At 63.5% G+C, this 12,953-nt stretch carries 9 protein-coding genes and 1 pseudogene; 3 read left to right on the top strand and 7 right to left on the bottom strand.

What is annotated here, in order from left to right; genetic code table 11:
• Positions 1-9 precede the first annotated feature (9 nt).
• Both XI03_RS10095 and XI03_RS10090 read right to left on the bottom strand, forming a co-directional pair.
• The gene (locus XI03_RS10095; RefSeq protein ID WP_038950112.1) at positions 10-1,224 is read right to left on the bottom strand and encodes an OpgC domain-containing protein; all 1,215 of its coding nucleotides are present in this window, start codon (positions 1,222-1,224) and stop codon (positions 10-12) included.
• Positions 1,225-1,542: 318 nt separating this feature from the next.
• Complete coding sequence (locus XI03_RS10090) at positions 1,543-4,599, bottom strand: ATP-binding protein (protein WP_271592041.1); 3,057 nt, start codon at positions 4,597-4,599, stop codon at positions 1,543-1,545.
• Between the two features lie 263 nt (positions 4,600-4,862).
• On the opposite strand from XI03_RS10090, the gene XI03_RS10085 reads away from it, so the two are divergent.
• On the top strand, positions 4,863-5,354 hold the full coding sequence (locus XI03_RS10085) for a hypothetical protein (RefSeq protein ID WP_152102338.1): 492 nt from the start codon (positions 4,863-4,865) through the stop codon (positions 5,352-5,354).
• Between the two features lie 347 nt (positions 5,355-5,701).
• Here the strand turns inward: XI03_RS10085 and XI03_RS10080 are convergent, their stop codons facing one another.
• The 4 genes from XI03_RS10080 to XI03_RS10070 form a co-directional block, all read right to left on the bottom strand.
• Positions 5,702-6,601: an alpha/beta fold hydrolase gene (locus XI03_RS10080; protein ID WP_271592040.1), complete on the bottom strand. Its 900-nt coding sequence runs from the start codon at positions 6,599-6,601 to the stop codon at positions 5,702-5,704.
• A gap of 870 nt (positions 6,602-7,471) precedes the next feature.
• Positions 7,472-7,750: a hypothetical protein gene (locus tag XI03_RS10075; protein WP_271592039.1), complete on the bottom strand. Its 279-nt coding sequence runs from the start codon at positions 7,748-7,750 to the stop codon at positions 7,472-7,474.
• Between the two features lie 147 nt (positions 7,751-7,897).
• The gene (locus tag XI03_RS40500) at positions 7,898-8,152 is read right to left on the bottom strand and encodes a helix-turn-helix transcriptional regulator (protein WP_442869705.1); all 255 of its coding nucleotides are present in this window, start codon (positions 8,150-8,152) and stop codon (positions 7,898-7,900) included.
• A gap of 84 nt (positions 8,153-8,236) precedes the next feature.
• On the bottom strand, positions 8,237-8,803 hold the full coding sequence (locus XI03_RS10070; RefSeq protein WP_271592038.1) for a hypothetical protein: 567 nt from the start codon (positions 8,801-8,803) through the stop codon (positions 8,237-8,239).
• Positions 8,804-8,908: 105 nt separating this feature from the next.
• Here XI03_RS10070 and istA point away from each other — a divergent pair, with 105 nt between their 5' ends.
• Both istA and istB read left to right on the top strand, forming a co-directional pair.
• Complete coding sequence (gene istA / locus XI03_RS10065) at positions 8,909-10,447, top strand: IS21 family transposase (RefSeq protein ID WP_271592065.1); 1,539 nt, start codon at positions 8,909-8,911, stop codon at positions 10,445-10,447.
• An 11-nt stretch (positions 10,448-10,458) separates the two neighbouring features.
• A pseudogene (istB, locus tag XI03_RS10060) lies at positions 10,459-11,202 on the top strand (IS21-like element helper ATPase IstB).
• 321 nt (positions 11,203-11,523) lie between these two features.
• Here istB and XI03_RS10055 read toward each other — a convergent pair.
• The gene (locus tag XI03_RS10055) at positions 11,524-12,549 is read right to left on the bottom strand and encodes an IS110 family transposase (protein WP_271592037.1); all 1,026 of its coding nucleotides are present in this window, start codon (positions 12,547-12,549) and stop codon (positions 11,524-11,526) included.
• Positions 12,550-12,953: the final 404 nt, after the last annotated feature.

Below are 12,953 nucleotides of genomic sequence, written 5' to 3'. Positions count from 1 at the left end.
GACGATGCTTCAGCGGCTCGCGGGAGCCGCGCCGGCGGTCGCGGCCTGCGCGCTCTCGACCATCTCCGGCTCCTCGACCTCCGTCACCTTCACGAACAGGTTCGGCACACGCTCGGCGCGGTCGAGCAGCCAGGCCGCGCCGACCATGATGACGATGCCGACGATGGAGACGGCGAGTTGCTCCCAGATGCCCCTGGTGTACTGCGTCAGGATCCAGTGCGCCGAGAACGACAGGAACACGCCGAGGCAGAAGATCGGCAGCGAATGCTGGCCGCAGAGGATCACGGGGCGCAGCCAGGCCCCATGCAGCGCCCGCCATTTGCGCGAGAGGAAGTGGGTGACCCAGATTGCCAATGCCAGGAAATGCGTGAAGCGCAGCATGTCGAGATCGGTCTTGTCGATCGGGTAGATCGCCTTGATCATCCATTTCGGGATCAGCGCCTCGAGCGCTGGGACGTGCCAGGTCATCACGATCAGCAGCGCGAACACCAGCCAGGCCGCGGCCAGACCCATCGCCGCCCTCGACCACACCCACCTCGCGATCTTGTCGATCTGCCCGACGCCGCACCAGGCCGCAAACACGAACATCAATTGCCAGCAGAACGGGTTGAAGTACCAGGTCGTGCCGGGCGGGTAGGAAGCGACGTTCCAGTTGAACCAGCGCGACAGCACATAGAGCACGACCGAGGCGGCGAGCGTCAGGTTGGGCCGGCGCACCAGGCACCAGACGATGAAGGGCGAGGCGAGCACCAGCGTGATGTAGAGCGGCAGCACGTCGAGATTGACCGGTTTGTATTTCAGCACGATCGCCTGCCCGATCAGCTCGTCCGGATGCGCCAGGAAGTTGAACACGTTGAACTCGTGCTGGTACATCGGATTGTCGAAGCGGCGCGCGGTGCGGGCGATCTGCGCGGTGAACAGCAGAAACAGCATGATGTGCGCGACATACAGCTCGGCCGCACGCCGCCACAGCCGCTTCATCGCGGCGAGAAACCAGCCGCCGGCGACGATCGGGCCGTAGATCCAGCCGACCAGATAGCCGGAGATGAAGACGAAGAACTCGGCGGCGTCGCTGAAGCCGTAATTGCGCAGCGTCAGCCAGGCCACGACGTCGTGCGGGATGTGGTCGAGGAAGATCATCCACAGGCCGATGCCGCGGAAGAGATCGAGCCTGAGGTCGCGCTCGACCGGCGCCAACAAAGCTGACTGGTCCCGTGTGATCATGGCCCCGCCTCATCCGGTAGGCGTCGCGCCATGGCGGCGCCGGCAAAATGCGATGCTAAGAAATCGAGATCAAAAGTCACCTGGCCCTGCGGCTAGTCACCGACGGTAGCCCACCTTGGCGTCGGTGCAAGGGGCTTCGTCACTGCGGTGAGCGAGGCTGCCTCTCGCAGCCGCCTGGAGGCGGCGCCCGATCAATTATGCGAAAACAACCCCATGCACAGTAGCTAACCCCTTGTGCTACCTACAAGATTCATTCGGCATTTTGGGCCGACGGTTCGGTCCCGCGGCGACAAGGTGCAGACCCGGCGGGACGCGGCGTCAGATGAGCTCGCTGCCCTGGGCGAGCACCTCGGTCAGCATCGCCTCGGCCTTGCGCTGGAGCGGCAGCGCGCCGCTTTCGGATGCGATCGCGATGGCCGCGCGCAGCGCGGTAAGGATGGCCGCCCTGCTCTCCGTACTGGAGATGGGCGTCACAACGGCTTCGCCGAACAGGGCCTCGGCCTCGAGGCCCGAAAACCCCTGCTGGCGGGCGGTGTTACGCGCCTCGCGCAGCATGTTCTGCGCAGCCCTGACATCGCCGAGGCGGCAGGTCGCGAGCGCAAGGTAGATCGAGCTGCGCAGCACCGCCGAGGTGTAGCCGACCGCCTTGGCCTCCTCGCGCGCCTCGGTCAGCATGCCGCGCGCCCGGTCGAACAGGCCCTGCTCCAGATAGGCCATGCCGAGGTGGCAGGCGAGCACCGGCACGAACAGGCGGATGCCGTGCTTCTGCGCCAGGACAAACCCGTCTTCGAGAATGGCGGCGGCCGCCGCCGGGTCGCCTCGACCGAGCATCAGCCAGCCGCCGCTATAGGCGGCGGCGACACGGTCGTAGGGGCGGCCGGTCTCCTCCGCGATCGCGGCGGCCTGTTGCTGGAGCTGCTCGGCGGCGTCGAGCTCACCCATGACGGTGTGGGTGATGCCGTTCATCATGCAGCAGAGGAGGAGCAAGGATCGTGGAGTCGTGCCGATCGGGGCACTCGATGCCGAGCCCACGAGACCGGCACGTGCCGCGGCCAGCATCTTCTCGGCGCTTTGATAGCGGCCACAGAGAAAATAGGCCTGCCCAAGACCATATTGCGCGAGATTACGCCAGCCGGGATTGCCTGAGCTTTCCGCCAGACGCACGACCTCTTCCCCGATCGCGACAGCTTCGACCGGCGTTCCGTAGAAGTTCTGCGCGCCCGCTCTCACGGTCATGGCCGCGATCTTGCGCCCGATGTCGTCGATTGCATCGGCGCGCCGTTCGGCTTCGCGTCCCAGATCCAGGGCTTCGGCGACGCGCCCCGATCCGGCAAAGGCCAAGCGCGCCTCCATCCGGAGATCGATGGCGTCCACTTCTCGCGCTTGCGTCACCGGGGTCTTGTCGAGAGACCCCATTGCGATCTCGAAATAGTCGACCGCGTCGGCATAGGCTGAGCGCACCAGACATTTTCGAGCGGCGCTTCTGCCATGGTGAAACGCCTTCTGCCAATCCTTCGCCCTCGTCGCGTGATAGCAGAGCGCGTCCGGCCCGTCGTTCGATGCCTCGTCGTCCTCGAGCGCTGCGAGGATGCTGGCATGGATGCTCTCGCGCACCTTTTCGACCATGGAATCGTAGGTCACCTGCCGGACCATCTCGTGCCGAAATTCGAGCGAGTCCTCCAACTCGCTATCGATCCTGACGAGCAGTTCGGCCCGGTCGAGCGCGGTGAGGCAATCCTGCAGCACGCCTTCCGGCAAGGCCGCGATCTTCCGGAGCAGGGCCTGGTTTGTCCGGGGACCAAACGCCGCGGCGATCTGCAGGAGCGATCGTTCCTGTCGTGACACGCGATCGAGCCGCGCCGCGATCACACCTTGGATGCTGGTGGGAATGCCGAGCTCTTCCACGGGACGCGCAAGAGACAGGTCGCCCCATTGACCGAGGAGCATGCCGCTATCCTTCAGACTGCGGCAGACTTCCTCGATGAACAGCGGAACGTTGGCGGTATGGGAGATGATCCGGTTCTTCAGATCCGCGTTGGTGGTGGCGGGGCCGAGCATTTCGGCGAGCATGGCCAAGCCCGAATCGTCGTCGAGGGGCCGCATGGCCACGATCTCTGCGTGACAGCGCGCAATCCACACCGGCATCCCGTTGGGCCGCGTGGTCAGCAGCACGAGCAAATCGGGACATTGCAGCGCGGAGAGCGTGGCCATGACCGTATCGCTGGCCCGATCGATCCAGTGCAGGTCCTCGATCAGAAGGATCGTGCGCTGACGACGGGCGATGCTCTCGACGATCGCGCAGCTAGCATCTGAAATCGCGCGCCCGCGCGCGTGCGGCTCCAGTTCGTCCCATTGCGGATCGGAGATCGGCAGGTCCAGGACCGCGTCGATGGCCCGCTGCTGCACGGCCGGCAACGCCCCTCTGGGATCATCCGCCCTGGCCTGATCCCTTGCGGCCGACTCGAAGATCGACAGCAACAATCGCTTGAGGGCGCTGTACGGCGCGCCCTGGAGATTCGGACTGCACTCGGCATCGATCAGCCGCCAGCCGCTGGCGCGAAGGTCCTGCGCGAACTCGTGCGCAAGCCGCGACTTTCCGATGCCGGCGTCACCCATGAGCAGAACGGTCTGGCGGCTGGCGCTGACCCTTTCGGCCGCACGCCACAGCAAGGCCCGCTCCGTCGTGCGGTCGACAAATCGGGAAACACTGCGCGCACGCCGGACCCGCCAGCTCGAAAGATCGCTCGCGCCCATGACCCGGTACACAGGCATCGGCTCGCCGAAACCGCGGAGCGTCTTGCGGCCCAGGAATTCGAAGCGGACGTGTCCATCCGCGAGCTTTTGACAGGCCTCAGAGACGTAGACCTGGTTCGCCTCGGCCGCCGCTTCCAGCCGCGCGGCCAGATGCTGGGCGGCCCCGCCGATCTCATAGACCTTGGAGAATTCGCTGGCGACCATGTAGGCGACCACATGGCCCGAGTGGAGCCCGACCCGGACCTGAAGACCGGGATCGCCCAGGCTGCCAACACGCCGGACGAGCTCGATGGCCGCGTGGCAAGCGAGCGGCGCGTGGTTGTCGTCGGCGATCGGGGCACCGAACACGGCGGCCAGCCCGTCTCCCAGCTCCTTGCTGACAATGCCACCGAACTGGCGCACCGCGCCTCTCATCGCCGCGAGAGCCGGCTCGAGGCGCGACACCGCGGCCTCCGGCTCCAGCTCGGCGACAAGTCCTGTGGAATCGACGACGTCGGCGCGCAAAATGGTCACGAACCGCCGTTCGCTGTCGGGCTCAACGCGCTCGCGGACCGCCGCTCCGCATTTGGAGCACCAGCTATCGCCCGGACCGATCGCCGACTGACACGCGAAGCAATGCATTCCAGCGCCTTCAAACGACTGCCTCAGCAGTCTTCGCTACCCGCGCCCGCGAGACGTTGGGCTTACATTACCAATAGGGGACTGCATGGCAATTAGGCTTGCGGGATACGCGACCTTACCGGATGGTAGCTCGCTGGACGAAGTACAGTCGTGGGTGGTAGCGTGCCTGCACACAACAAATTGTGTGATCGGCCGCCGCATCGCGCGTATTTGCGGCCACACGCTACGGTTTTTGACAAACAGACATATCGAGGAAAGAGGCGATGGCCGGACTGGTATATAGCGGCAAGGCATTTCGAGACTTGATGAACGCCAATTACTATCCCCTGGCGAACATGAAAAAGAGCGTCGCCAAGCTCAAGGCATCCGACGACATCGACTTGCCGACCCTGGAATACGGCCAGTACCATTTGATCTTGAACCCGCCATCGAGGTGGCCGCAGGGCAGCGCCAAGTACTGGCACAAGGAGAAGGGCCGCGCCCGCGTCGACCTCAGCACCCAGCCAAACACGGTCCCGCTCTCCAAGGACGAGCCCGGCGTCATCCCGCTGACACGATGTGACCTGCTCGATGCCTGCGTGCGGAAATGCTTCAACTCCGAGCCGCCAATCCCGATGAAGACGAAGATCATCACCCACGCGGCAAGCGATGCCTATGCCCACCGACACGAGATCCGGTTGGAGTGGGAATACAAGAAAGGCTCGGACAAGCCGACGCTGCTGAACCTGACGATGGTCTGTCCGTATCGATCCTGATCTGCCGACGCAACCGGCTTCGATCGTCGCCCGCGCACTTGAGGTGCGCGGGCGTTTTGTTTGCCAGGGCCGCGCGCGCGTCGCGCCCGTCCTACCTCCCGTCATGGGCCTGTCGCAGCAAGATGATGCGCTGCCCTTCGCTCGCGCGCGCGGGGCGCCGCCTCAAGGGAGCGACCGCGCCGGTTTGAGAGGAGCGGCCGATGCCCGTTGGACTCTTGGAGGTCGAAGGCACCATCGAGGTCGGCCAGTTCTGGCCGGAGGGGCGGTCGGACTCAGACACCACCAAGGTCGTGGTGAGCATGGCGCCGGACGCGAGCGAGCCATCTTCGCAGGTCGCGGACGCGCAACTAGCTATCGCTCCCAAAGAACCGATTCAGCTCATGGGCCGTCTGCTGCGGAATATCCTCCGGAAAGAAGTGTCCTCCATCGAGCGGCTTCCCTTGCACGTCATCGGCCCAGTTCCGCCAAAGCCCCAAGGGACCACCCTCGCTCGCGTACCACGCGTTCAACGGGCCGCGACCACTCCAGAGAACCAGGACAGGGCAATCAATCCGCCGGCCGGAATTGCGATCCGCCAGATCGTGCTCGTGATCGATCGTTGCCGCCGCGCGATATTCCTCGCAGATCGCGTGAACATGCGCCTCATCGCGCAACGCCTCGACATAGGCTGCCCGGACCGCCGGACTGAAGCTGCCTGCTGCCGAACCCCAGCCATGGAGGGCATTGTCGACGACGGCGTCGGGAGCTGCGGACAAGAGCCGCTCAGGAAGAGGCGCTGGCTGCGCAAGCAACGACCATGGCCAATAGCCAACCGCCAATTTCTTGTCGGCGCGCTCCCAGGCATCGGCGATCGGAACGACGTCGAGGACGGCGAGCCGCTCCACGCGTTCGCCGTGGTCGAGTGCGAGCCGGTAAGCGACACGGCCACCGCGATCATGGCCGGCGACCGAGAAACGGTCGAAGCCAAGGCGCGTCATGACGGACACCATGTCCTTTGCCATCGCACGTTTGGAATATGGCGCGTGGTCAGGGCCTGAGGGCGGACAAGCGCTACGGCCATATCCGCGAAGATCGGCGCAAACCACGGTGAAATCCTGCGTGAGCAATGGCGCAACGTCTCGCCACATCAGATGTGTCTGCGGAAATCCATGCAACAGAAGCAGCGCCGGTCCCGAACCGGCCCGACGGATGAAAATCCGTGCTTCCTCCGCCTGAACATCGGCGGCCTCGAAATCCTCGAACTTCATTGGACCAGCCCTTCCGAATGACAGGCGCCCGGAAAGCAAGTGCCGGATGGGCCCGGCGACAAAGATGACGCGCGGATCGAGAGCGTGTTCCTTCAATCATGCAGTGCTGTTGCGCGCGGCATGCACGCCCATGGAGCGGCGGCCCGTCATGTCCTATCCGAACCAACACCAAAGAATCGCAGCTCCGCGCGATCGCCCCCAAAACAAAAATGGCCCGCGTGATGCGGGCCATTTTCGTCTCGGATCCGGTGAAATCCGAATTTGGTTGCGGGGACACGCAACACCCGACTATTGCGATTGGTCCAACAGGAAATCCCCCGGCTTGCATGAGGGGCGGAACCCGCGACCCCTTCGTCCCGAAATGTAAGTAGCAATCGAAAGGACTAACAAAATCATGGAGTTTGGGCTTGTTTGACCTTCCTTTTGCGGAGTCTGTTTACGGGATTTCAGTCGTCAATAGATAGTGGGCCGAGACGGGGCGTCTTCTCCGAGCAGGTGGGCATCATGTCGCCGTGCTGCGATGTTGAGCAGCAATTACAGAGCCAATCTCGCAATCGTTCCGAGCGGCCAGCGATCGCGATACTGCGCCACTTGCGGCTCGAGCCACGTCATATGCCCGGTGCTCTTAATGCCGGCCTTCAGAGTCTCGATCGCTTCGCTGGGATCGCTCGACAACGCACCTTTTGACTTCGCGAATCGAACTAAGGCTCGCACGGCCTTCAGTTCGTTTTTTTGCTGATTGGCGGTTTTCCCTTCGAGGAAATCTCTGATCGATTTCTCGCGCAGGCTAGCGATTCGGTTGTCACCATAGCGACGACCGCTGGGCGTCTTGTGATCGCGGAAGCGCTCGAGTATCGGCCGCCACCTATTCTAAGTGTCCTTCGCGAGCCCATCGGTGAAGGTCTCGTGCTTGAAGTAAGCAATTACCCACGCGTCGATCGTGTCGGATTTGGCCTTGCTACCGCCGATCGTGGAGGGTGGGTCGTCGCCTGTCTTTTCGAGCAGCGCCTGATAGGCCTCTAAAAATTCGGACGATCCAGGACTTCCCTTGATCGAAACCGTCTTGTGGCCCTTGCGACGAAACACGTGCCGCCTCTTCCCGCGGGAATCTTTGAAGCTATGTAGAAAAGGCAGTTTCACGTCGGCCATGGACTCCCCCTGACTAATCCCATTCATCGTCGCGATGGCCTCCGCGATCCTCATCCGGCGGCTCGACTGTCACCACAATCCGGCCATTGCGATCCACTTCTACGCGACCGCGCACTCCAGCCCGATTCACGGCCTTGATGGCCTTGGTCAGGTCCCGCTGCTTGAACGTCTGCTGCCCTCTCGACATCTTACGCACCGGACCTCTGACTGGCGCCAATTTTGCGGATCGACGAGCCAAGCTTCGAATTCGGCACGTCGATAGCCAACGCGACGGGCAGTGATCTTGACGCGCTTAGGGAATGTCCCTGCCTTGGAGCGTCTCCAGATAGTCACCGACGACAGAGTGGACCGCGCTTCAGCCTCAGCGTTCGACACGAAACCATCCAAGAACTTAGTTGCCATGGGCTCACCCTTTGAGATCATGGCGCGGATGAAGCCGGACGCGTCCTGCTGGGTCTATGAAATTCAGGAGCCACTATCCATTGACTAGGCGTAATCCACACTATCCCAGACGCGGAATCCGATCGGCGCTCTGCCCTTAAAAAGCCCGCTGGCGGTACTGCCAGCGGGCTTCCTGTCCCTCTCGTGGTCCCAGGCAGCAGCCTTTAACGTGACGAACCCCTTCAGAAGCGTCAGCGCCATGTTCTCGACGCTGGCCTCTTTTGGAAGGTGGTCCCAATACCAGCGCGTGATCATTTGGGCCTTGGCCTGCAGTCCCCGCAGCGTCTTCGGCTCGATTTCCTTCATCCGATCGAGGATGGCTACGAGTGGCGCAAAAGCGCGTGCCGAGATATCCTCTGCTTCATAAAGGCCGAGCTCCGCGCGCAACGCCTCACACGCGGTCTCATATTCGCCGAGCGCTTCGATGAGCTGCCTCGCGCGTTTCTGCTTCCACTCGGATTCCTGAGGCACCCCGTTGAGCTTTTCGATATCGAGAGGATGGCACAACAGGCGCCACTTGCCTTCGATAACCTCCTCTGCTGATTCCGCTCGATGTCGCCCACGATTCCGGAATGATCTCGCCCACCGTTCCGATTTGATCTCGCCCACCATTCCGGGATGATGTCGCCCGGGGTGACGAGGCCTCTTCTGGCTCCGATACGGTCCCGCCTTTCGGCTTTGCGAAGGGGGACCTGGATGCCGACGGAGAGGTTTGCGATGCGCCATGTGCGCGAAGTGATCAGATTGAAGTTGGCTGGAATGCCGACCCGCGAGATTGCGCGGCGGTTGGCGACGGCGCCTTCGACGGTGCGGTTGACGATCCGCCGTTTTGAGGCGGCGGGGCTGACCTGGCCGTTGTCTGACGACATCACCGACACTGATCTGGAGGCCCGGCTGTTCGCCAGCGCCGGTGCGGGTTTCGGCACGCGGCGGGGCCATCGCCGGCAGGCGGAGCCGGACTGGGCGGCGGTGCACCGCGAGCTCCGGCGCAAGCACGTGACGCTGTCGATCCTGTGGGAGGAGTACGTCGCGGGCGAGCCCGGCGGGTATCGCTATTCGCGGTTCTGTGAGCTCTACCGGGCCTGGGAAGGCCGGCTGTCGGTGACGATGCGCCAGTCGCATACGGCCGGCGACAAGCTGTTCGTCGACTATGCCGGCGACGGCGTCCCGGTGGTGATCGACCGGCGCACCGGCGAGCGGCGCACCGCGCAGATCTTCGTCGCGGTGCTCGGCGCATCGAGCTTCACCTACGCGCAGGCGACCTGGACGCAGGGGCTCGCCGACTGGATCGATGGCCACGTCGGCGCCTTCGAAGCGATCGGCGGCGTACCGGCACTGCTGGTGCCGGACAACACCAAGGTCGCCGTGATCAAGGCCTGCCTGTACGATCCGCAGATCAACCGCAGCTACGCCGACATGGCGGCGCATTACGGCACCGCCATTCTGCCGGCCAGGCCACGGCGGCCACGGGACAAGGCGAAGGTCGAGCAGGCGGTCCTCATGGTCGAGCGCTGGCTGCTCGGACGGCTGCGCCATCGGACCTTCCACAGCCTCGCCGAGGTCAACGCGGCGATCGCCGAGTTAATGACCCGGCTCAACGAGGAGCGACCGATCCGGCGGCTCGGCGTGACCCGCCGCAAGCTGCTGGAGGAGATCGACCGGCCAGCGCTGAAGGCCCTGCCGGAGAACCCTTACGAGTTCGCCGAGTGGCGGATCTGCCGGGTCAGCATCGATTATCACGTCGAGGTCGAGGCGCATTATTACAGCGTTCCGCATCGCTTCGTCCGCGCCGAGGTGGAGGTGCGCTTCACCGCCCGCACCGTCGAGATCTTCCACAAGGGTGAGCGGATCGCCGCGCATCAGCGCATGAGCGGCAACCACAAGCACACGACCGTGCCGGAACACATGGCCTCCAGTCATCGGCGCTACGCTGGCTGGACCATCGAGCGGATCCGTAAGGACGCCGCCTCGATCGGGCCGGCCACCGCGGCGCTGTGCGACCTGATCCTCGACGAGCGCGCGCATCCGGAACAGGGCTTCCGCGCCTGTCTCGGCATCATCCGGCTCGCCCGATCCTACGGGCACGAGCGGCTCGATGCTGCCGCCATGCGGGCGATCGATATTGGCGCGCGCACCTACGGCTCGGTCAAATCGATCCTTGCCAACAATCTCGATCGGCGTCCTTCACCCAAGCGCTCCGCGGACGACACGCCGATCCTTCATCCCAACATCCGCGGGCCGCGCTACTACAATTAGGAGATCACATCTTGCTCACGCATCCGACCCTCGATCAACTCTACGCGCTCGGCCTTCATGGCATGGCTAAGGCCTTCGCCGACATCGAAGCCGGCGGCGAGGCCGCAAGCCTCGGCCACGCCGAATGGCTTGCGCTGCTGCTCGAACGCGAAGCGTCATTGCGACGCGACAAGCGGCTGTCGAAGCGGCTGCAATAAGCCAAGCTGCGCCAGGAGGCCTGCGTCGAAGATATCGACTACCGCACTCCACGCGGCCTCGACCGCAGCCTGCTGACGATGCTGGTCGAAGGCCGCTGGATCGATGACCACGCTAACCTGCTGATCTGCGGGCCCTCCGGCGTCGGTAAGAGCTGGCTCGCCTCAGCGCTCGGCAACAAGGCCTGCCGCGACAATCGCTCCGTGCTCTACCAGCGCGTCCCGCGGCTGTTCACCGATCTCGCTTTGGCGCGCGGCGACGGCCGCCATTCCCGCCTGCTGCGCGCGCTTGGCCGCGTCGATCTCCTCATCTTCGACGACTGGGGCCTCGAGCCGCTCGACGCCGCCGCCCGCCACGACCTCCTGGAGATACTCGAGGACCGCTACGGCCGCCGCTCCACCATCGTCACCAGCCAGCTCCCGGTCGATCAATGGCACGCGCTGATCGGCGATCCCACCTACGCCGACGCCGTCCTCGACCGCCTGGTCCATAATGCCCACCGGATCGATCTCAACGGCGAAAGCATGCGGCGAACCCGCAAACCCGACCGAAAGGCTTGAGCCTGTGGCGCTGTGGACATGCCGCTACGCTTGGACAACGCAAGAGCGTTGCCCACATGCCCTCTGTGGACGCCCCCGGGGATGCAAGAAGAATCTTTCGTCAAGCGCTGCGCTGTAGTCGGGTGCTGACATCTGTCCGGCCTTTAATGCGACCGTCATTTGTCGCGGGCCCGTATGGGAGTTCGCGGATCAGGTCCAAATCACAGCGGCGTGCTTGGATAGCACTTGGGCATGTACTGGTTTTCCCAACCCCGTCTCTCGACTGTTGCGCCATACCTTCCGTTTGACCTTCCTACATCTCGACGACCTCTGACCGGACGGCTATGCCGCCACAGCCGGAGCTTTATAGACCCCACCGTTGGCCATCAGAGCCCAGACGACGCGGGCCATCTTGTTGGCAAGAGCGGTGGCTACCAGCATAGGTGGCTTGCGGGCAATCATGCGCCCGAGCCACGATGACGGTGAAGTGCCTCGCCGCCGTGCCTGCTGCACGACCGCAGTCGCGCCGATGATAAGTAACCGTCGCAACGTTCGCTCCCCCATTTTCGACGTCGCACCCAGCTTCTGTTTGCCGCCCGTGGACCGCTGCAACGGGGTCAACCCCAGCCATGCGGCGAAGTCGCGTCCGCTCCGGAAGCTTCCGGCGGCAGGCGCAAGGGCAAGCAACGCCGTCGCCGTCATTGGTCCTACGCCTGGGATTGTCATCAAACGGCGGGGATCTTTTTCTTTTCGGGCGCGACGGGTGATCTCGCTGTCGAGTTTCTTGATCTGCATTTCCAGCGTCTCCATCGTCTTGATCAAGATGTCGAGTACGAACCGTGCCGCTTCGGGCACATTGGTTTTTGGATCCCTTGCGCGCTCGACAAGCTCTCCGACATGGGCCGTGCCCTTTGCCATGATCACCCCGTATTCGGCGAGATGACCACGCAAAGCATTGATCGCCTGGGTCCGCTGCCGGATCAGCAGGTCGCGGGTCCGAAACACCACCGCGCTCGCTTGCTGCTCTTCACTCTTGACGGGAACGAAACGCATGGTCGGCCTCTGCGCTGCTTCACAGATCGCCTCTGCATCGGCCATGTCGTTCTTCTGCCGCTTGACGAAGGGCTTCACGTAAGCCGGTGGGATTAGCCGCACTTCATGGCCGTGCTTGCCAATCTCACGAGCCCAGTAATGCGCGCCCGAGCAGGCTTCCATCGCCACGAGGCAAGCCGGCTGCTCGGCAAAGAATGCCAGCAGCTTGTTCCGGCGCAGCTGTTTGCGAAAAACGACCTTTCCGGTGGCATCGGCTCCATGGGCCTGAAAGACATACTTCGCTAAATCTAGTCCAATCGCGCTAACTTCGTTCACGGACGCTTCCTCTCTCGTGATGGCTGTTCAACACCCTTCACTTTGGCATATCCATGCCGTCGAGGGGGCGTCCACCCCATCACAGCAGGAGCAACAGAAAAACCAACCCGTCGAGCCGCGATTCAAGATTGACCACGCGGCTTCGCCGATGCCAGAAACCAGACAGCCAGAACGCCTCGCGCCCCGGGCGACATCAAATCGGAATGGTGGGCGAGATCATCTCGGAATCCTGGGCGAGATCAAATCGGTACACCCGGGCGAGATCATCGGAATCAGCAATTTTGCCCTCCTGAAAAGCCGAAGGGGCCCGATTTGGGCCCCTTTCTGAAACGGCGTTGTCGCTGGTCCTGCGGGACGGTCCCGGCAACGGCGGTCTTGTCATTGGACGACTCCTTTGCTGAAGA

Source organism: Bradyrhizobium sp. CCBAU 65884 (genome assembly GCF_028128835.1).
Lineage (GTDB): Bacteria > Pseudomonadota > Alphaproteobacteria > Rhizobiales > Xanthobacteraceae > Bradyrhizobium > Bradyrhizobium ottawaense.
The sequence above is the reverse complement of the archived record's forward strand: the minus strand, read 5'-3'. Positions and strand labels throughout refer to the sequence as shown.